At 39.2% G+C, this 21,183-nt stretch carries 20 protein-coding genes and 1 tRNA gene; 7 read left to right on the forward strand and 14 right to left on the reverse strand.

The features are described from left to right. Positions 1 to 245: 245 nt before the first annotated feature. Positions 246 to 500 (forward strand): helix-turn-helix domain-containing protein, encoded by a 255-nt coding sequence (locus EXA13_RS14540; RefSeq protein WP_045545705.1) that lies wholly within the window; start codon positions 246 to 248, stop codon positions 498 to 500. A gap of 539 nt (positions 501 to 1,039) precedes the next feature. Continuing rightward, positions 1,040 to 2,449 (forward strand): adenylate/guanylate cyclase domain-containing protein, encoded by a 1,410-nt coding sequence (locus EXA13_RS14545; protein ID WP_238133806.1) that lies wholly within the window; start codon positions 1,040 to 1,042, stop codon positions 2,447 to 2,449. A 30-nt stretch (positions 2,450 to 2,479) separates the two neighbouring features. Here EXA13_RS14545 and EXA13_RS14550 read toward each other — a convergent pair whose 3' ends face one another. Next, complete coding sequence (locus EXA13_RS14550; RefSeq protein WP_238133807.1) at positions 2,480 to 3,046, reverse strand: hypothetical protein; 567 nt, start codon at positions 3,044 to 3,046, stop codon at positions 2,480 to 2,482. Positions 3,047 to 3,577: 531 nt separating this feature from the next. Here EXA13_RS14550 and leuA point away from each other — a divergent pair. After that, positions 3,578 to 5,260 carry a 2-isopropylmalate synthase gene (leuA, locus tag EXA13_RS14555; RefSeq protein ID WP_238133808.1) on the forward strand — a complete coding sequence of 561 codons (1,683 nt, stop codon included), beginning with the start codon at positions 3,578 to 3,580 and terminating at the stop codon, positions 5,258 to 5,260. On the opposite strand, the gene EXA13_RS14560 is transcribed toward leuA, so the two are convergent. Next, positions 5,257 to 6,033: an AraC family transcriptional regulator gene (locus EXA13_RS14560; protein ID WP_238133809.1), complete on the reverse strand. Its 777-nt coding sequence runs from the start codon at positions 6,031 to 6,033 to the stop codon at positions 5,257 to 5,259. The two genes, leuA and EXA13_RS14560, sit on opposite strands and share 4 nt — an antisense overlap. 520 nt (positions 6,034 to 6,553) lie before the next feature. Between EXA13_RS14560 and EXA13_RS14565 the strand changes: the two genes are divergently transcribed. Then, complete coding sequence (locus tag EXA13_RS14565; RefSeq protein ID WP_238105788.1) at positions 6,554 to 6,934, forward strand: transcriptional regulator; 381 nt, start codon at positions 6,554 to 6,556, stop codon at positions 6,932 to 6,934. Between the two features lie 10 nt (positions 6,935 to 6,944). Here the strand turns inward: EXA13_RS14565 and abiEi are convergent, their stop codons facing one another. The 5 genes from abiEi to EXA13_RS14590 all read right to left on the reverse strand — a co-directional run bounded on the left by abiEi (position 6,945) and on the right by EXA13_RS14590 (position 11,856). Then, entirely contained in the window at positions 6,945 to 7,472 is a 528-nt protein-coding gene (abiEi, locus tag EXA13_RS14570; protein WP_238133810.1) for a type IV toxin-antitoxin system AbiEi family antitoxin, read from the reverse strand. A gap of 46 nt (positions 7,473 to 7,518) precedes the next feature. Next, positions 7,519 to 8,520, reverse strand: coding sequence for a hypothetical protein (locus tag EXA13_RS14575; protein WP_238117421.1), 1,002 nt, complete (start codon positions 8,518 to 8,520; stop codon positions 7,519 to 7,521). 70 nt (positions 8,521 to 8,590) lie between these two features. After that, positions 8,591 to 10,108, reverse strand: a complete 1,518-nt coding sequence (locus EXA13_RS14580; protein WP_238117422.1) for a hypothetical protein — start codon at positions 10,106 to 10,108, stop codon at positions 8,591 to 8,593. Between the two features lie 97 nt (positions 10,109 to 10,205). Continuing rightward, positions 10,206 to 11,306 carry a tyrosine-type recombinase/integrase gene (locus tag EXA13_RS14585; RefSeq protein ID WP_238124083.1) on the reverse strand — a complete coding sequence of 367 codons (1,101 nt, stop codon included), beginning with the start codon at positions 11,304 to 11,306 and terminating at the stop codon, positions 10,206 to 10,208. Positions 11,307 to 11,616: 310 nt separating this feature from the next. Then, on the reverse strand, positions 11,617 to 11,856 hold the full coding sequence (locus tag EXA13_RS14590; RefSeq protein WP_029627895.1) for a helix-turn-helix domain-containing protein: 240 nt from the start codon (positions 11,854 to 11,856) through the stop codon (positions 11,617 to 11,619). A gap of 104 nt (positions 11,857 to 11,960) precedes the next feature. Between EXA13_RS14590 and EXA13_RS14595 the strand changes: the two genes are divergently transcribed. From EXA13_RS14595 to EXA13_RS14605, 3 genes are all read left to right on the forward strand, one after another. Next, positions 11,961 to 13,310 (forward strand): hypothetical protein, encoded by a 1,350-nt coding sequence (locus EXA13_RS14595; protein ID WP_238133811.1) that lies wholly within the window; start codon positions 11,961 to 11,963, stop codon positions 13,308 to 13,310. Between the two features lie 93 nt (positions 13,311 to 13,403). Continuing rightward, on the forward strand, positions 13,404 to 14,024 hold the full coding sequence (locus EXA13_RS14600) for a hypothetical protein (RefSeq protein ID WP_238133812.1): 621 nt from the start codon (positions 13,404 to 13,406) through the stop codon (positions 14,022 to 14,024). A gap of 170 nt (positions 14,025 to 14,194) precedes the next feature. After that, positions 14,195 to 14,488: a hypothetical protein gene (locus tag EXA13_RS14605; protein ID WP_238115011.1), complete on the forward strand. Its 294-nt coding sequence runs from the start codon at positions 14,195 to 14,197 to the stop codon at positions 14,486 to 14,488. Between the two features lie 301 nt (positions 14,489 to 14,789). Here the strand turns inward: EXA13_RS14605 and dcm are convergent, their stop codons facing one another. The 7 genes from dcm to EXA13_RS14640 all read right to left on the reverse strand — a co-directional run bounded on the left by dcm (position 14,790) and on the right by EXA13_RS14640 (position 21,022). Further along, positions 14,790 to 16,448, reverse strand: coding sequence for a DNA (cytosine-5-)-methyltransferase (gene dcm, locus EXA13_RS14610; protein ID WP_238133813.1), 1,659 nt, complete (start codon positions 16,446 to 16,448; stop codon positions 14,790 to 14,792). Positions 16,449 to 16,522: 74 nt separating this feature from the next. Further along, the gene (locus EXA13_RS14615) at positions 16,523 to 17,971 is read right to left on the reverse strand and encodes an MvaI/BcnI family restriction endonuclease (protein ID WP_238124557.1); all 1,449 of its coding nucleotides are present in this window, start codon (positions 17,969 to 17,971) and stop codon (positions 16,523 to 16,525) included. A gap of 273 nt (positions 17,972 to 18,244) precedes the next feature. Next, a complete protein-coding gene (locus EXA13_RS14620; protein ID WP_045545713.1) occupies positions 18,245 to 18,649 on the reverse strand; it encodes a DUF6088 family protein in 405 nt (134 codons plus the stop codon). Between the two features lie 261 nt (positions 18,650 to 18,910). Beyond that, positions 18,911 to 19,099, reverse strand: a complete 189-nt coding sequence (locus EXA13_RS14625; protein WP_238117428.1) for a hypothetical protein — start codon at positions 19,097 to 19,099, stop codon at positions 18,911 to 18,913. A gap of 9 nt (positions 19,100 to 19,108) precedes the next feature. Continuing rightward, positions 19,109 to 19,492 (reverse strand): hypothetical protein, encoded by a 384-nt coding sequence (locus EXA13_RS14630; protein ID WP_238115018.1) that lies wholly within the window; start codon positions 19,490 to 19,492, stop codon positions 19,109 to 19,111. Beyond that, complete coding sequence (locus EXA13_RS14635) at positions 19,485 to 20,852, reverse strand: tyrosine-type recombinase/integrase (RefSeq protein ID WP_238124556.1); 1,368 nt, start codon at positions 20,850 to 20,852, stop codon at positions 19,485 to 19,487. The genes EXA13_RS14630 and EXA13_RS14635 overlap by 8 nt, the downstream gene beginning before the upstream one ends. 79 nt (positions 20,853 to 20,931) lie before the next feature. Next, positions 20,932 to 21,022: transfer RNA gene (locus tag EXA13_RS14640), tRNA-Ser, on the reverse strand. Positions 21,023 to 21,183: the final 161 nt, after the last annotated feature.

Raw genomic sequence — 21,183 nt, forward strand, 5'->3', positions numbered from 1 at the left:
GTTAGCTTTCTTCGATTATCAATCAAATGTCGCGTTGACAGTTGTGAATCACATTTAGTATACAAAAACAGCTTAACTTAGCAAGTGAATCAAGCAGATAACTCGATAAAATTTTATAGGAATTTGCCTACTAAGAGTACCAGGGGAAACCGTATCCACTGTATAAAACAATGCTAATTTTAACCCCTATAGAGGATAAATATGATATTATCCTCTATAGGGGTTAAAATGTTCTGGAGAGTACAATGTTGATTACGGGTCCCAAGCAGTTAGGCATATACCTGAGAGATATCCGTCGAAATCAAAAGCGCAATCAAACCAAAGTCGGCGATATTGTTGGCTTAAAGCAAACAACCGTATCCAAATTGGAACGAGATCCTGCCTCTTCAAGTATTGAGAGCTTAATGCGTCTTTTGTCATCTCTCGACCTTGAGCTACATATTGAAGATAAGTCTGCAAGCAGAGAGAAAGCCAAGTTTCGTGATGCTGACGATTGGTAAATCGTCTTAAACGAAACCAATATCGAAGAAAGCAGCCAGAACCTTGTAATAGTAACATCTACACATAAGCGGGAGATGGATGAGATCGTCGGTGATTACTAGGTTGACCTCAGCGGAAAGTTCTAGTGAATCATGAATCATGATCCATGCTCAATGTTATAGACTAACTTGTAAATCTCAATATGTGTCCAGACGAATCGCTTGGGGATCACAGATGAATTGCAGCTTCTGAAACTCACAATTGGACAAAAGTCACTTAGAGAAGTCACTTAAATTATCAAAATGCGGATAACTTTAGGTATGGGAAAGTTGCTTAATGAAGTGTCCAGTTTTGCAGGCACAGATCACTTCCACCAAGTAATGTGATGTTGACACATGTGATTATCGCTAAAGTCAACATCACAACTATCATCCGACTATAGCATTAGAACTCATTTGACTTACATCAATAAGCAATTAATTGCTATCTATTCGCACGCATAAAAAGTAAGTTATAGTGTCGTGGAGTAGTACATGATAATGATTAGTTGGAGGAATTCGTGTCAGCAAAAAGTTTAGAGGAAATTACAAAAGGTTATTTTTCGGATATCCGAGATGGGTTAGAAAGCAAACGTTCTAAAAGAATTATAGGTAATGAAAATTTCTCAACAGAGTCATTTGATGAGTTGTTTGAATCGGTTGATTTATATAAGAGCGCTAGTGTTTCGCGTCGTTTAAAAGCGGAATCGAGCGGGGAGCTTACGGCTCCAGAAGAGTACACCTATCAGAACGCTTTACGACCATGGTTTAATAAGGTTGGATTAAACCAAAGTAAGGTAGGCCCGCATCCAGATTTCGCTCACTTAAAGGATTCGGGTGAAGTAGAGTTTCATCATATTGTGACAATGTTTGTAGACATAAAAAGAAGCTCTAGACTGTCTTTGTTAATGCCTTTACAAGATGCATATGTGGTAAAAAACCGAATTCTTCAAGCATGCGTTGATGTGATTCGTGCATTAGATGGTTACCCACATCGACTTATGGGAGATGCCGTTATGGCTTTTTTTGGTGGGAAAGGCAATTGTCCTGAAGATGCGATAGCTAATGCTCTTAACGCATCTTCAGCGTTAAAGCTAATTCTTACTGAAACGGTTTTCCCAGAACTAAACAAACTTATAGGCAAAGACGTTAACCTAGGAGTTCGTGTGGGGTTAGATTATGGCTCTCGTAAAGAGGTTGTTTGGGCCAATTATGGTTATGGTGATGCATCGGAAGTTACTGCTCTAGGTATACCAGTAGATCTTGCTTCAAAAGCCCAATCTCAAGCACGAACGAACACAGCTATGTTGGGGCAAGGTATTTTAGATTATGTTGACTTTCCAGATAGATATTCTGAAATTAAGACCGTAGGTAAAGATAAATCTGAGGAACCATATATATTGCCTAATATGAGCGACGAAAATGGCATTCCAATAAATCGTCGATGTCGTTTATTAAAAATGGAAATGTATCAAGATTTGTTACCAGTTCCATTAAATTGGAAAACTCTTGGAAGTAGTCGATTAACCTATCGAGATAATATTAAATTCAAATGCTACTACAGGAAGAGTGATTCAGATGGATGGGAAGAATATAAATCAGTTTCTTATTTTTTAGAAAAAGATATGCAATTAAAGTTTGAGTTGGAGATATTAAATCCAAATGAGCTTTCATCTCTATATCCTCTTAATGCAAAGTTTATAAAGAACAACCATGGTAAAGAAGCGCTTCAAAACGAAGAAAATGGCCTTACAGATACCAAAGTCCGTCAGATAGATAAACCTACCGACATGTATCAAAGTTCAATTGTACTTGATTTTCCAGAAGGTACTGCATATCGGGGACTGCATACTATGAAGGTTTCATTATCACCAAAATCGAATTTAAACGTTGTTATATATAGCGATATAATTGGTGTCTTCATTAAGTAATTAAATGAGGGGGGATGTTCCCCTCATATTTCATTTGCAGATTGATAAGAACTTAGTAAATTCATGATGCTCAATAAAATAAACCATAGTAGCCAAGCCTATCAATGAAATTGATAGCGCCACCCACAACCAATGTAAACTTTTTTTGAAGTTTTTCATCTTGTTAAAGCATATTTCTGAACAAATCCAATGATTTTCAAGGATGTCTTCATTTATATTCTTTACAAACATATCATTGTTTATATTTATGCTTTCATAATATAGCTTAAACTGCTCTAAACTAGGGGTATTTGAAGCTATTGATGCAAAAGATATGATTGATTCTTTTTCTGATGGCTTAAGGTTTGGTGAAAATATAGTTTTTATAGTATAAAAGAACACAATCCAAGGTAATAACACCAACCCTAGAATTGCAATCGTCAAAGTTGCTGATATTACAGCATTGTCATCAGTTATAACGCTATAAAACAACGTTGAATAAATACCTAAAAATGTAACAGCAGCAGCTAGGCAAAAAGATGCTTTTTGATCAGCGGCCAGAGCGTAGCTATCTGTTCTTCGTAATGACTCAAAGAGTATCTGTGTTTTGTCTACCATGTTACTATCCCTGAATGATTTATCTGATGTATATATCAGACGCCTGACATAAATAATGTATGATTACGTTTCGATGACGATCATAACAGATTCATGTCTGTTGTTATATTCGAATGACACAGAAGCTAGAGCGCAGTTCTCTCAGGCATCCTCTCTCATTAATCTTAACCCTCCGCAACAAACAGTCTTTTACATTATATTTTGGGGGCTGATTTATTTTTGTCCAGTTACGAGCAGAGCCGTTCAACATCCAGACATAACTATAAGTATCTTAAACTCAGTAGCGCAATCCGTTGCTGAGTAATCGCACTAAAACACAAAGGGGCATTTCTGAGCTAGAAGTGCTCACCGTGAACTCTGATCACCGTGAACAAAAAACTATTAGCAAATAAGCAGGTAAGTGCCTCTTCTCATACTGATGATGTTCCCCCTCTGTCCAAAACGCGACGATTTTCGTCAACTTCTATTCAGATATCATTCACATAGTCTTCTAGCATGAACTTTTCTCAGCAAAGAAAGGACAAATTAATAATGTTAGAAATGCCATCAGAAAAATACCGAGCAGATCCTGTTATCAGCTTTCCACAAAGAACATGGCCTTCGAAGATATTAGACAAAGCCCCTCGCTGGTGCTCAACCGATTTACGAGATGGTAATCAGTCTTTATCTAACCCAATGAATATTGATAAAAAACTGAAGTTCTTTCACCACTTAGTTGAATGCGGATTCAAGGAGATTGAGGTTGCATTCCCATCAGCATCGCAAACGGATTTTGACTTTGTTCGATGTCTGATCGAGAACGAGTTAATTCCAGGTGATGTTACTATTCAGGTGATTACGCAATCCAGATCGGACTTGATTGGGCGAACAATTGATTCTCTAACAGGGGCGTCTAAGGCCATCGTCCATTTGTACAATGCTACAGCTCCATCTTTTAGAGATATTGTTTTTTCTCAGGATAAAATGTCTACTCTAGAACTTGCTGTAAATGGGGCTAAACAGATTAAAGCCTTATGTGAAAAACGACCTGAAACTGAATGGACTCTTGAGTATTCACCAGAGACATTCAATTTTACGGAATCCGAGTTTGCACTGGAAATCTGTGAAGCAGTAGCGTCAGTATGGCAGCCAAGTAAGACACGGCAGCTTATCATTAACCTGCCAACAACCGTTGAATGTAACACTCCTAACGTTTTTGCAGACCAGATTGAACACTTCATAAATACATTTAGTTCATTAGAGCACGTGACAATCAGTGTTCATCCTCATAATGATCGAGGTACAGGTGTTGCTAGTACCGAACTCGCCATGCTAGCAGGAGCGACTCGGGTCGAAGGTTGTTTATTCGGGAACGGTGAACGTACAGGCAATGTTGACTTGGTCACACTCGCGCTAAACCTTTATTCACAAGGCATTGATCCTAAATTGCGCTTTCATGACATTCGGCATACGGTTGAACTCGTCGAGCAGTGTAACGAAATCCCTGTTCACCCTCGTCACCCTTATGCTGGAAGGCTCGTTTTCACCGCCTTTTCGGGCTCTCATCAAGATGCCATTAAAAAAGGATTTTCTTCGTATAGCTCTAAGTTGAAGACCTTCTGGGATATCCCTTATTTGCCGATAGACCCTATGGATTTGGGGTGTAACTATGAAGAAGTGATTCGTGTAAACAGTCAATCAGGTAAGAGTGGTGCCGCATGGTTACTACAAGAAAACCACGGATTGTTACTGCCTAAAATGCTCCAAGCCGATTTGAGTAAAAAAGTGAAAAGTCATACCGATAGATCGGGATGTGAAATTAATCTTTCGGAATTATGGCAACTATTCAGACAGTCTTATGGTCTAGTGAGTAACCCGACCATAAGCTTGCAGAGCTATCACAGTCAAACAACAGAGATTGGCCAAAAAATTGAAGCCAAAATTCATCACAACAACAAAATGATAGGATGTGTTGGTTCTGGGAATGGTCTAATGTCTGCGTTGCTAAAAGGGTTAATGGAACAATATGGTCTACAGGTAAATATCGTTGACTATCACGAGCATACTCTCGGTTCACGAACCCAAAGTAAAGCGGCCTGTTATGTGCAGCTACAGTCTGCGATTTCTAACGTGAGCTTTTTTGGCGTCGCAATTGAAGAAGATGCAACAAAAGCATCTCTACAAGCATTGTTGAATGCCTACTCTAATTTACTACAGACTAACTTAGCGCTTTAATCTTGTTCTAATGGATTAACCATCGGACAATATTCCCTCGGAGACAGCCCCGTTCGACTTTTAAACATCGCGCTAAATGCGCTAGGGCTGTCATATCCAATCGCTAATGCAGTGTCTAACACACTGCACCCGCTGGCTAAAAGTTCAGACGCATGTAGTAATCGTTTCTGACGCAGCCATTCTGTGAACGTTAGACCTAGCTCTTGCTGAAACCGACGAGAAACAGTTCTTTCACTTTGGCCCAAATACTTGGCAGCATCTGAAGCCGTCCATGGGTGTGAAAGACGCTCAGATACGTTTTTACAGAGCATGACCAATGCTTCGGTTCTTGGGTTGAGGAGATAAAAATCAATGGGGTTTAGCAAACGTAATTCATCAAGCATAAGTTCAAATATTCGTTCTTCTCGCGTTCCTGCTATCCGAATATCAGGTAGAGATACAGCCTCAACAATTAAACTGGTCAGCAACGACGAAACTTTCGATAGCACACAAGTATTGGGAAGGTCTGCCCTAGCCATAGGATCAACAAAAAGCGTACGAACTTGAACGTCCCCCGTAATTCTGAGGCTGTGTGAGATACCAGCAGGTACCCATAGCCCTTGATTCGTTGTCACAACCCACGACTCTGATTGTGTATCCACTCGAATAACACCGTTTAAAGCATGTAAAAACTGAGCGCACTGATGAGTATGGAGTGGTTCTACATCCCCATGAGAATAATTGTGTGCATATGCCAGTATTGGAGGGGCCAACGTTTCGTCACAAAACTTCATAAATACTCGAGTAAATCCTTATACCGAATGAAAAAATAATGTAACGAACTTATCCAGAATTCTCCAGAAGAAAGATAATCTCTGTTTCTCTACTGAATTGTCCTTTAGACATTTAGCCAGTCAGATACAACTAAACTGGTATTAATTCGTTAGGCAAATTAGGGCAAACGTCGATACTCAGGAACGTCGTGAGTGAGGGGGCTGAATTGAAATGGGGCAAAGGTGATTAGGCAACCAAGAAGGGTTTCTTCCTAGTTGCCAGCACAGAAAGGAGCAGAAATAATTCACTAAACAGGTTGTTTCGTAATTGTCCGACAGCTTGTTGCCCAAATAAACCTCATGATGGTTTCATACGTCCTAAACACGTCTTGGGGCATATGTGATTTAAGGCAACTAAGAAGGTTCCCTTCCGAGTTATCAGTATGATTTGAGGCACCCAAAGATTAACATTTGCATAGGTGCTGAAAACCCCATATGTTGCTGATACTTATTACTATAATTCATACACGAAGGGAAACGAATGAAAGCTCGAATCGGAATTGTATCAGAAGACACCATTCGTAAATATATGATTAATGTCGTTACTGGATCAGTTCAGTCGAGCGAAGATATCCCCAAACTCTGGTTCACATCATTGGATGAAGTTTCAAAGGTTCTCAGCAGGAAAAACATTGAACTGATGCTTCTAATAGCAAAGGAACAGCCACACAATCTTACGGAACTAGCTAACATAAGTAAAATTGATATCTGTGAGCTATCAAATACAATCAACGTCCTTTCATCTAAAGGCTTTGTACGCATCGAAAAGCAAGGAACAGCTTCGCGACCAATTGCTCTATTCTTCGATTTTGAGATTGTCTTCGGACAAGAACTAGAGAATGAACTGCAAGGTAATCGATAGATAACTCCATTCAATCAAACTCATTGCAAAGCATATGAGTATTCCTGCCTATGCGCTTCAAATCTCGAATCGCCGCAGACTCCGTGGCGATTCTCAGTGGTCTATCATAAAGAATCGTGTTGTTCAAAATATTGATGCCACTACGTTCAGTATGGGTAAATTCAATCACACCATATGCCGTTTTAAAAGTCCCTTTTCTTCCTGTTGTCATCACTGTTAAGCGATCAATGGGGATCTGAGAAATGGCACCATACTCCGAAAGAGCGGATTCAAGTGAGATGTAGTTATATTCACCACGTCTAAGGCTTTTCGCAACATATTCAATGGTATAGCTGCCTTTATGACGACTTAAAGCAAAAACATAAACCCCTCTGCATGCTCGCTCTAGCACGCCAAACTTGATCAAACGCGGTAAGCTCTGCTTAAAAGCTTCGGCACTGTCATCAAAAAACACTCGCCGTAGATTACCTTTGGTATAGACATAAATTCCCTGCCTATCGAACTTGTACAATCTTTGTAAGGCGGTCTTAATGTCCATGCTAGTGATCCAATTAAATCAACATTAAAGATAACAATAGCATACCTTATTGTTCACTTAATGGCTTATTGAGAGAATCACTTTTCTCTCCCCTTTGTGAAAGCTGCTGCTCAAGCTTTTGGTTTCTGGTGTTCAGATCGGTTATCGTCTCTTGAGACTGACCTAAACTGTTTTCCAATAATTTATTGTTAACTGAAAGCTCTTGATGTTCAGATTGCAGCTTTTGAAGAAATACATCCGATTTCTCTAGTGCTGATTGTGTTGATTTGAGTTCAGCCAATACTTCGTTCATCTTCTGAACAGTTTGTTCATGGCATTCTATCTGTTCGGATAGTTTCAACTCATAGCTCTTTGCTTCATTGCGTGAGTAGTCAAGCTGTACCGCTTGGGCAGCAAAACCTTTCTCAATTTTTGCCAGGTTAGCCCTCAGATCATTGATGATTTCTTGATTCTCTTCTAGCTTAACTGTTGCATGATTGAGAGAGTTTGTGAGCTGGTTGTTCGTCTTGATTAGATCAGATTGCTGATGCCTAGACTCCATAAGCAATTCGTCTATGTGTTCAATTTTTTCTTCGAGTGATTCATTCAGTTCGATTTGCTTTAATAGTCGAACTTCCATTTCAGCACATGTATTTTCTGCCATAGCTTGAGCTTTGATTGCTAAGTCAGTTTTTGTATCGAATTCGTGAATACGAGCATTCATCAAGTTTTCATAATGTTGATGAATTTGGCAATTTAAGGATGTGGTAATGCGCTGAATTATCTTGCAAATTTCTTGCTCAGACTGGGCTAGTAGATTTTGAACCTCAATGGGTAATCCATAAGAAGCAATTACAGGATTTTCTGTAGCAGCAGTATTTTGCTCTTTACGCGTCGTATCAATTTCACCAGAGTCGATTAGTCGTTCCAAATCTCTCTTGATAGTTGATAATTTTCCGCGCCCCAACTGTTCTTTGATACGCCAAGTGGATACTTCATCTCCTTGACTTAAAATTTCTTGCACTATTTGAATAAGATCTTGATCTGTATAAGATTTAGGCCTAGCCATTATCATCACCATTATTATTGTTATTATCAAGGTTTGTTAAGTAACTAACTTACTAACTAACTTACTAACTTTACTTATCGAGCTGCTGTGTTTCACGATCAGGCATTTTGTTTGGTTCCAAATCGATGGATTTCAACAGTATTTTGGCTCTTGTTTGCATGTGTGGCGGGAGCATGAGCATTTCTTTCATTGTCGTATCTAAAAAGGATTCCACCATCTTTTGTTGCCCTGATTGCTGGGCTTTTAACCCGAGGAATACCTGCTGACAGAATCGACTAAGAGATTCAATAATCCCATCCTTCAACGAGTCTAAAACTTGTTCAAGTTTGCGTTTCTCAGTTCGAAGTTCAGTTATTGTTTGATGTTGAATCGTTAACTCGTGGTCATTTTGCTCTTTTTGATCTTCCTGCATTATCAATTCACCGTGCACGATGCTTTGCTGCATGACGGTTTCGTCTAATAACTGTTTTTGTATTTGTGTCTGCTGCTCAAGCTCAGCCAGTTTGGCTTGTTGAGCTTCAATTAAGCGGTTCTGAAAATTGTAGGTTCTTTCTTCTTTTGGGAGTTTCGACTCTCTGTTCATTTGCTTCCTCTGCTGAGAGCGGCGCTCACTTTCAGGAGCCAGTTCTGCGTGAAGGCCTTTACAATGAAATAAATGCTTGTTAGCAAAATCAAAAACTAGTCGTTGGAAGTATTCGCCAAACTGCTTGTTTTGAGTTCTGTTTAGTTTTCCGCCTTTAGGAAGCAATTCGATTTTTGGATGTCGGTCTTGGATATAGCTGTTCACCACAGCAATCTGTGCTTTCAGTAGATCAAACTCGCCAGTCACTGAGTTTTGCGCTGAAAGAAAGTAGTGTGTATGTGCTCCCGTATCTTCATCTACTAATCTTTCATCGTCGTGGGCGACAACAAAAAAAATCGGATACTCTGGAAAGTGATGCTTCAAGAAAAACTCAGTAAAGTGAATATACTCTTCCGTGGTGATTAATTTATTGCTCACCCCCCATTTTGCTGGAATTTTAAAAATTCCTTCTTGTACATACAGGTTATTGGCATTTGGAAAGGAAACCAGCTGATTGTGTGCGTCTAGGTACTTTTCCAGCATCTTGATACGCTGCGCTTTATATGTCATCGGAAGCAGCTTAAATCGCGAAATTTTTCTGTATGAACAGCGACCTTCTGTATTTAAAATGCCATTAAGAAACTCAGCAGCTTTATCATTCCCAGCTTTTAACAAGGACGCAATAGCCTTCTTGATTTTGTGTTTATGGCTGGTGCGCTGACTTTGTAACTTCTTATGCATATGAAGTTTTGGAGCGGGTGCCACTTGATATAGTAAGCTCCACTTTTCTTCATGCCTCCACTGGTCTAAACGGGTGATGTTCCCGTTTACATATATTTTGTTGCAAGGCAATAACTCAGGTAACCATTGTATTGAAGTTTTTGTTTCAAATGGTTCGAAATTTCCATCTTCAGTTATGCGATGAGTGATACGAAGCGAATGCCTTAATGATGCCTCACAAGCTCTTCGGTCATATTGTCTTGATGTATAGTTTACTCTGCTATGATAATGATGAATTGTCTTCATACCCGACCTCCGCAAGGTCGAGTAAACAACTGTAATAGAAAGCCAACTGGTCGTTGTATTTGTATTGCACTTTTGCAATACGTGCTATTAAGAGTGCTCATCGCGCACTCTCCATAACGCTTTCTTGTTGCTGAGATGCTTGAAATTTTTGCGATGCATCCAATGCAAGCTTAGTTGCAGAAGGCAGCTTTATGTCACTGTCTGGTATGAGTAACCCAAAAGAGTCTTGTAAATGCCGAGCAGCTTGTAATGAACAATCAAAAGAGTCTTCACGGATCCACTTTCCGTAGTGACGGTCAATCATTTTGGTGTCACTATGCCCCATCTGCTGGGCTAACCACTCCTTGTTGATGCCAGCTGTTAGGCATTGAGATGCAAATGTGTGACGTAGTTGGCCGACTCCGCGATGTCTCACACCAGCAGCAATGAGATAGTTTTTGAAAAAACGCTCAGTGAACTCTTTAGCATCTGTGAACGGTTGATTCGTTTTGGTATTCACGAAGATGAAGTTAAGAGATTCTTGTTTTAATGTTTTATTATCGCGTTGCAAAACATTCACGGTTTTACTTCGACGTTTTCCCGTCAGTTTTAGCAGGGTTTTCAAAATAGAAATAGCAAGCGGGTTTAGATCGACATCGCGTACCGAATCTGTTGTTTTCGGGCATTTATAAACATCAAGTACACAAGCACGACGAACATAAAGCTTTTTGTTTTTCCAATCGACATCGTCCCAGCACAAGGCGATAAGTTCGCTAATACGAAGACCAGTTAGGATATCCAATGCTGTTGCATTTTTTATCTGTGGGCACACATCGTTACAATTCGATAGACGAGCGATTTCTGTCTTAGTAAATGGATCGGGTTCTGTTTTTTCTACCAGTAAGTTCTTTATGTTTTCCATGGGATTATGATCAATGAGTTGATCCGCTAAACCTGTAGAAAAAACAAAGCGTAGGATAGTTAAGTGCTCATTAATGGTTTTATTTTTTAAGTGTGAATGCCAACCTGCAATCGTCATTCGAAGAGTACTATGCTTGATTGAACGTAAGTCATCTTTACCAAAAATTTTACGTAATCTGTTGATCCGAGGTTGTTCTCCATTTTTTGTGGATTTAACTTTGCGATATTCACCGTCTGCAATAAAAATATCTAAATAGTGACCGAAGCTTTGACTGTTGCTCATTGTTTTTGCTGTCATAATTATTTCTCTTTTTTCGATTTTTTGATTGATTCGAAATGGAAATTACGACCAAGATAATAACTTGTCAATCACGCAACTAACTGAAAAATAACAATAAATTATTTACTCTGACCTTATTTATATATAATAAAAAACAAGCGATGTTAAATTTAAGATAATTTATCAAGCGGATAAGGATAGGGAGTTTCTGGATTCTCGAAGGAGAAAATTTTTTTGTAAAAATGAATCGTTCGAACAAGTTTTAACCAATTTGACTAAGGTAGTTCACTGGGGATTGATAGTTCAGAGATGTTAAAAGTTAATTTTATCAGCTGATGCCATCGAAAAAAACATTGACGTTAACATCAAGAACGATAGACAGATTAAAAAGAATTTCATCTGTTACACGTATCATACCTGTTTCAATTTTTGCCAATTTACTACGAGTCATATCCATACCGCGTAAAGTTGCAATACGCTCAACATCCTGCTGAGACAAGCCTTTGTCTAAACGGGCTTTTTTTATCTTTTCGCCAGTGATGTTCTTTGATTTTGTGATCGAGTTCATAATATTCAATGCACCTAAATGGGTGCATTGAACTATCTCAGATAGTACTATACCTATGTGCACCCATATGGGTGCAATTTGCATTTGTAAGAGGAATAGTGCTAATGAATAATAAAAAGACCTTACTAGCAGTGAGTTTGGCGGGGATCATCACAGGATGTGGTGGAAGTGGCGGAGATAGTGGTAGTGATACTTCAGCACTAAAGGCTCAAATCATTGATGGTTACTTGGTTAATGCAGAAGTGTATGTTGACCGCAATGGTAATAAGGTCGCTGATGAAGATGAGAAACTGGAGGGTACAACGAATGCTGAAGGCTACATTAGTTTGGCTGAAAGCGATAAAGATTATGTGCTCATTGCCCGTGCTGTAGCAGGTCAAACGTTTGATACTGATAAAGGTGGCACCATTACAGCAAGCTTTGAATTAGCGGCACCAGCAGGTGCTATGGTACTCAACCCTTACACTACACTTGCTGTTATTGAAGATAAAACCATTGATGAAGTTGCTACTGAGCTTAATATCAATTCAGCTTTGATATCTGGCGACTATGTAAAGGCGAAAAGTGGTAATGAAGCCGATGAAGCGAAAAAGGCCCATCTCGTGGCTCGCTCTTTAGCCCTTAAGTTGGAAGATAATATTACTCAATCTGCTTCTAATATCAGCACTATCAAGACGGAGTTAGCTGATATTCAACATCATGTTGACTCAGAGGTGAACAAAGGAACAGATCTTGACGGGATTGTCATCAAAGACGGGAATGTGGCTGATGCACCTAAAACCATTCAAGAATTACTCGTGGGAAATACTTATGACGCGATTCCAACCAATTCCTTCTACTTTACAGATGAAGGTGTGTTACAGGTAACCTTCACATCTGATAACGTATCGTGGCTAGATGATAATGGTGTTCCTGCTGGAAGCATGCCAATTAAATACGCCTACAGTGGATACCAAACCGATGATGGGCATGAAGAAATTCTCTTTGTCGGTGATGACTTCTATCTTTCTGTCACCCCACAAAATGACATGACTTTAATGGCAATTAGTACGCTTGGTATCAATGAAGGCAGTTATCCTCAAGATACCCGTATTGTTAACGCTGATTTTGCGGGTAAAACGCTTTATCACTTCTGGGATGATTCGAGAACATCATCGGCACAGCCTAGTTTATCTAAATTTGCCTTTCATAACGATGGTACAGTTACTGTTTCGGAAAGAAATGCCCAAGGGAGTTGGGTTGAACATGCAGCGGTTAACTGGGAAGTCGCTAATGCTCAACTGATTATGGATGTGCCAGAAGAGGCAGGTAAACAATTTACTTGGTCGTTTAGTACTCTACAGCACGATGGTTTACGTATTGCGTATGATGATCGTTGGATCCCTCTCTTCTTTACAGAAAATGAAGATCTTGCTACTAGCCTATATCTGAAGTGGGCCGCTTTATCAAAATAATTTAATGCCATCTCCTCAAGCTGTCTTGGGGAGATATCTCTGTCAACCAGTGTAATTAAACAACAGTAAGATAATGATAAAGCGAGACTTTAAATGGAACTAGCCATCAATCATTCAAAGGTAAGAGCAGGTAATGAAAAAGCGAAATACTTTGTCTGTACAGGTGAAGTCATCTCGTCTAATCTTGAATCAACAACACATACCTATTCTGATACAACCGTAACAGGTAGGTCGTACATAACCAGTAGAACTAAAAAGAAAACGGTATTTTGGCTGAGATTTGATAACGGACAGGAAAGAAAGTATGTACTCAATAGTGATGTAGATATTCTGTCAGGTCAAAAAATAAGCTTACTGTATTTGGAAGGGAAGAAATCAACTTGCTTGGTTGGTATCGCGAACCATACCGCAGGTGAATACATTCCATACTTTAGTAGAACAGAGTTCCGTAAAGTGTTTAAACCAAACAGAGAAAATATGACTGTGCTCGCTAGCGTTGGTTTAGTGGGTAGTGCCGCCCTTTATCACTCTGAGGTTTGGAAGCATGATCTAAACATCGCCGAATGGCTGGTCGGCGGATTCTTCTATGCAATGGGTATCTTTTTTGTGTCGGGTTTGGTGTTTCTATTTATTGCATTAATTCAAACTATTTTAGACTTTGATTATTATTTATTTAAGAAAGAAGTCACAAGTAACCTAAACACAATTATTTAATAATTTAATTAAAAGGTATCGCTATTAATAGCGTGCCTTTTAGTTTTTAAGTTTTAATTATTTAGTTTTCTCATTAAATAAAACTTAAATAATGTCTTTACAAATTAATCATTACTTGGTAAATATAGATTTAAGCCAATAGGGCTAAGCTTATTTAAAGGAAATGTAATATGAAAAATGTAATGATTAAATTTAAGAATAGTCGTAAATCAAGTTATGTTATTGAAAAAGATATCTTAAAAGATAAATCCGAACAATTTCAACTTAAGCACAGCAATATTTCTGATGAAGAAGCGCTGCGTAGAGCCAATGGGCTGCACTCTGAACATAATGAAAAACCAGTATATCGTGTAACGGACAACTACTCAGAAAGTCCAAAGGTTAAGAAAGAGAATCGTGTTCCAGGCTTGTATGGTTGTAATCGCTATAAGTCAAAGAAACCAGAAGTATTTAATATTTTATGATTTAACGTTTCACCACCATAGTTAATTCATTATTTAAGTCTCTGGTTTATGGGGAAACTATAAGAAAAAATAAAACCCCAGCTTTAAACTAGGGTTATATTAAGATGATCAACAACTAATAACGATAGATAATCGTTAAATATTCTTCTGAAGAAATTAACATAGATAAATTATAAAGATTATTTATAATTTTATCACCGAAGTTTTATTAAATGGCTTAATTTCTAGGTTAATGTTATGAAGTTCAAAACTAAAAGTAGTACACCCTGAAAAACAAAGTGATTTCAGGGTGTACTACTTGTTACATATAACTAGTTAACAATTTAGCCACGGCACTAAATACAGGCACAACAACAGAGTTACCAAACTGCTTGTATGCAGGCGCATCGGCACAAACAATACGGAACTCACTGTAAGGATCATTCACATCTTCAAAACCCATTAGCCTTGCACATTCTCTTGGCGTTAAACGTCTTGGGGTTTTATACAGAGGATCAAACTCAGGCGCATACCGACCGTGTTCTTGGTCATATTTAGCTTCGCCTTCCTTAATCATCTCTTTGTACTGTTTTTCCGTACACTCTGGGTTTTCTTTTGCGTATCGGTCAGCAAAATTAGTAGAGAATTCAAGACGCTCTTTGTTCTTTCTAAAGCCATGTTCACGGTTATCAGCAAGGTACTGTTCAGAGAGTCCTTGATGATTAATTAGTATCTCAGAGCCATCTTTGTAGTACCTCGCTGAAAGAGTTCTCGTCACAGCATTAGGATTTGAAGGGTCAACTAGTCCAAACCCAAACCCATTACCTTTACTTTGATGCTTCAGGGCATAGTGATACAGATAGTTCCACAAGTTTGGTGTTAACGTGTATTTCTTTGTATCTTCTTCAGAAAGATTGGTCAGAATGTCACTAACGCGTAAACGCTTTTGCGGAATTTCAATGTTTTTGAGAGACAGTTTTTTATACTCTGGATTTTTTTCTACGAGATCCTTACGCACTCCGACGAGGACAATACGCTCACGATGCTGTGGGGTAAAGTTCATACCGTCAATGATGGTTGGCTCTGGTTTACGTTTACGTACAACCTTGATGGCTTCTTCAATATCAGAATCAACATCGGTGATATCAGCCACCCAATAACCTACTTGGTCAAGCGTGCGTATGATTGTCGCGAACGTTTTGCCTTTATCGTGACTCTTGAGGTTCTTAACATTCTCTAGGACAAAGTATCTTGGCTGTCGTGCTTCTAGTACTTTCTGTACATCAAAAAACAGAGTCCCTTGAGTATCACACTCAAAACCGTGCGCTCTACCTAATGAGTTCTTTTTCGAAACACCCGCGAGTGAAAAAGGTTGACACGGAAAGCCAGCAAGAAGTACGTCATGCTTAGGAATATGTTTCAGAATGCTAGCCTGTTGTTGTAGCTCTGTTGCTTCAGGATCACCACTGAGAGTGATTTGAGTGATATCCATGAAGCTAGTATTTTTCGCACCATCTTCTTGCTCACTATTCAGGAAATATGGCAGTTCTGACTCATCTACATAATGATTTGCTAAATAAGTTCGTCTGGCTTTTTCATCCCATTCACTAGTAAAAACACATTTTCCACCAACGTTTTCGAATCCCTTGCGTAAGCCTCCAATACCAGCAAATAAGTCAATAAAGGTAAAGTTTGGCTTGTCCCAATGAGCAGGTTTTTTAGGGAGTAAAGTTGATCTCAATTTCTTTAGAGAACTATCACCAAGTGAAATAGGATTAGCTACAGGATCGGCTTTCCAACGATTCAGTTTCTCTCGGCTGATCTCGCAGAACTCTCCACCTAATTCTTGAAACTTAATGGCTAAGTTCTTTTGATCATATATTGTAATCAATAGCTTAAGTAGCTTATTTGTTTCTTGATGGCAATGCTCGATATAGCTCTCAAACTCTTGATCGCCTTTTAACGTTGTATACTGATTCATATAGGTGACAAAAAGGGAATATTGTGTGCAAAAGTAACACACATTAATCCCTTTTTATAGACTTGAGTGACATTTTATTTAGGATTGAGCGAAATAAAATGAACCTCTTCATAGAGTTCACTGGACGCCTTGTATATGTCATTGATACGCCACTGTGAGCGTCGCTTATTTTGCTTAGCATCAGTTGGATGAAATTTCGGTGCAGGGTCAAGATACACAGTACCGCTATGAATAGCTTGGAAAAGCCTCTCAGCATTAGTATTAAGACACCAAAGAACTTCATCTGGAAACTCTATCTTAAACGTATACCCAGCAGCTAAACTGTTGGGTTCATCATTTGGTAGTTTGGTTGCAGGTATATAGACGACCTCGTTGTGTTTAGCACCCCAGCAGTTTAAGAGGCGCTCGATGGACCAACTAGCTGCGATTTTTCCTTGTCTATCTTCTAATACAACTTCCATTCCCGTCATTTGCTTAGTAATGGGTTTCTTTGGGTTATATAGACCATGCTCAAAATGAGTAGTTTTTTTGCCGTTTTCATCTTTAGTTACAATGGGGTGAAAACACTGGATTTTTAACGTGAGCTGCGTTTTTTCATTTTCTTGATATGCTCTATGTAACCCTGTCAATCGATACACATCATTCTTCTTGTAACCATAAGTCGTCATAAAATCAGGAAAACTCTCCTTATACAGTCCTCCATCAGGCTCAGGAGTGAATAAGGTAAGCTTCTTGCGAGTAAAACATTTCAACTCAATACCGAAAATATCACCTTCTTTGTCAGCATTTGGCTCTATTCCCAGAGCATGCTCAAGTGTATAACCATGCACCTGCGTGCCAGTGAATGGTACTGTTTCACCTAGCTTGAGTCGGCAACCAAGCAAGGTTTTACCTGCTACATTAGCTTTCAGTAATTCTTTGAGCTTTTCTGTGCCGCTATCTTCACCGAGATCTATGGTGAACGCCTTGCAAACTTTTGAGCCGAAGTAGTTTTCAAGCTGATTAAATTGTTCAATGAATAGTTGGTTGGGATCCACAACTAAAACGGCAAAAGCATGACCTGAACGATTCGCACCTAAAACTAAGTAACGAGGTAAATAATCAGCCCGTTTAGTATATTCAATTGACATACAGCGAGGCATTTCTCGATTCACTGTTTGGAAGCCAGAGAGCCTAGCCTCTGGATACTGAGCATATACGATAGCTTTACACTGCTTAGCTCTTACCGCGTTACCATCTGTATCTAGCCATGAAAAATGGTGGAATTCAGCCTGTGGAATTAGCTTGCCAGGGTCTGAGGATCGCTTTGTTTCACTTGAACTTTCACCTCTATCACTAAATCTCAAATCAAAGATAGAGTTAAGTAGACTCGCATCTGAATGAAAATATACTTGGTTTTTATCGTTGGCATTCTTGGGTAATGATTTAATCAGTGCAATACTACATTCATGCTTCTTTAATAGGCCTCGCACATCATCTAAGTCATTGATGTTTAGGTGGTCATATTGGTTTAATTCGTACACTATGATGTCTCGGTAACCTTATCGTTGGCTACGAAAGTACTCAGATTTATTCTTATATTCAATGAGATAGATCGAGTATTAGAAAGGTTGTGATATTAACTACGCAGATAATTGATCCATTTCCTATCCGCTATTAGCTAAACTGCTGATAAAATTCCAACTATTTGTACAACAACAAGCTTTAAATTATGAAGGATAAATTATCACTATATCCAACTTAAAGAGTCAAAGCATCGGAAACCTCTAAGAATTCTTGTTTTAGTTTTTTCATCGTCAATTTTGTGGGTTAAGCACTCTGTTACCTACGACTAATTTGCGATTAAATTGCTTTGGGTTCCATGAGTACTGGACGGATGAAGGGATTTGAGTACTCTGACCTGAAAGGCTTTGCCAAGAGAGGCTATCCATTTCAAAATCGACGCCTTTCATCTTCAAAATTTCACGCATCAGAGCATCAGTACCGCCAGGGTGTGTGGGCATAGGTTTACCCGTTAGGCTGTTGAGTTTGGCTTTGGTATACAGACCGTAGCCAATCTTAATCAAATCACCTTGTTTAACTAGTTGTCTTAGCGCTCGTCCAACCTGGTCGTAGCTTGCTACATCATCAAAGTCTTTACGTTCAAAGACATAACGTCTAGAGCGTTTTATCTTTTGATAAATACATTCAACGGCTGTCATTTGAACCTCCTTCGCTTACATATTGGCTTAAGTATAACTTACCATGTTGCCAATAGGAATAAATACGGCATTCCAACAAGACGAAATGCGGCATAAAGATAAAGGAGATAGTTTTTAACTATTTGTATTTTAATTATTTATTGTAATATCGTAAATTATCATCTTACTCGAAATAGTTTATGCCACCTTATTTAGGTTCTGAACGGCTAGATTCTGTATTATTTTTAAATAGGCGGCAGAAGCCGCCATGTCTCGATATTACTACTCTTGTCTATTCAGCTCTTTTGCAATGACTTTAAGTACTTCCGCCGTGATATTTGCTGCTGTCGCTCTGGTAACGATTTTAATATTGTCACCATATTGAACCCAAGCATCCCCATCGTTCACAATTCTAACCATGGCAAAAGTATCTAAAGTCAGAGCATTGTCTATTAGTTTATTATCATCCATAACAACTCTCTACATCAAATTGACAAAAACTGAGAATGGTACTTGGATTCCATTCGTTTGAAGTCGCATTCCATGTTGATCTAGAAAGTGCATTAGAAACAGAAGCTTATCCTCACGTTCTTGTTCATCTTCTTGCAGTTCATAACCCAGTATTAGTTTTAGCTGGCTAAATGACTCTATAGTGGAATAAATTGAATAGACACTGTCTAGCTCATCGAAAATTGTTCGGGTTGGGTTACGTCTCAAAGACAACTTAAGTCGATAAACTCGGCGGATATGTTCGATGTTTATTCCACAACTGACTAGATGCGTAAAATCATATTCTTGAGTGAAATCTGCATGTTCCAACGCTTCTGTCACGGCTTGAAGCTCAAAATTCGCTAGTTTACGCATCGATTACCTCCAGACATGGGAATTTGTTAACAGCATCATGTAGTTGTTGAATTTGAGCTTGTTTTCCATAGCGACCATACGTGATGTTGGGGTGAGCATGACCAACGATCTCCGCAACGACATGCTCAGGTATATCAGCAATCTTTAACTCATCGATAAAAGTGTGTCGGAACGAGTAGGCAGTTGGCCGTGCATTGGGTTTCATTCCAATGGCTGTTTGTAATTTTCCTAAGTTAGTGCGGTATCGAAATGACCAATCTTTATTCTCGCCATGTGGTTTATAGTTAAACAACTGTTTCTGCTTTTGCTCTCGGCGCTCTTGCACATACTCAAGAAACCCTTCTTTTCTCAATTGATTGTGCAAGGGGACAATGCGGAAAGCATTGGTCGTTTTTAGCCTCTGATCCGCTTCGGAATCAGAAATCGAGATGCATGGGACACCATCAATTGTTTGAATGTCATTAGTCGTTAACTGGCAAACCTCTGAAGGGCGGCATCCTTGGTAGATTTGCAGTTTAGTTGTCCACTGAAACTGAACGTCTTTTTTACGAAATTCAGAGCTGGAGAATAGCCTTTTGATCTCTTTCAACTGCCAGCGGTCACGTTGCTGTGATGCTTTTGTACCACGACTCTTCGGTGCTTTTATGGCTTTGAAGACATTTTTATCAATGAGTTCGATCTGTTCGCAGTAATCAAAGAACTGTTTGTTAGCTGAAATGTATTCTTTTACCGTTTTGCAGCTTAATCCTTTTTCAATCAAGTGATCTCTGTAGGTGGTGGCAGCTTTGGCAGATAAGCTGACGTTTTGCTTGGTCAGATAATCCAAGAAATTGGTACAACGCTGATTCAACTGCGTCAGAGTCAGTGGTGTCACTTTTTCCAAGCGTTTACTATGGATAAAGTTGCCTAACTCGGTGATGAGTACTTGTCTGTCAGCCAGATTACGGTTTACGCTTACTTCAGGAGCAGGAGCAGGAGCAGGAGCAGGAGCAGGAGCAGGAGCAGGAGCAGGAGCAGGTTGAACCTTTATCCTTGCCTCATTATTAATGCTAACTACTGTACATTTTGATTGTGGGTTATCCACACTGAGAAGGTTGGAGGCAAACTGCTGGCGAACCTTTGCTACTTGAGCATCAAGGTCCATTTTAAAACTGGTGTAAGGAATCCTCTCAGTGAGTGCTTGCTCGTATAAAGTATGGATTACACCAGAAAGCTGAGAATTACGCTTAGAAGCAAGCCTACGTTGCTTAGTCAGAAGTGAAAGTCGAATTTCTCTCGGATAGCCAAGAGAAGTCTGTAATGCAACAGGAGTGGAAATACGTGTATAAAACACGTTATTGCTCAGTTTAATCAAATACATATGTATCACCTATTTGTATTAGGTGACATTTGATCGTCTTAAAACGAGAAAAGCCCTTGATAAATCAAGGGCTTGAATGTGGCGGAGAGATAGGGATTTGAACCCTAGGTACGCTATTAACGTACGCCGGTTTTCAAGACCGGTGCTTTCAACCACTCAGCCATCTCTCCACAAATTGTCACTAAAAACCAAGTCTTATACATATGATGCTGGGTATCTAGCTGTGCTTCCAGATAAAATCTGAAAACGATATTAAAGCCTGGCGATGTTCTACTCTCACATGGGGAGACCCCACACTACCATCGACGCTGTTTCGTTTCACTTCTGAGTT

This window comes from Vibrio cincinnatiensis (assembly GCF_022113815.1).
Classification (GTDB): Bacteria; Pseudomonadota; Gammaproteobacteria; order Enterobacterales; family Vibrionaceae; genus Vibrio; species Vibrio cincinnatiensis_A.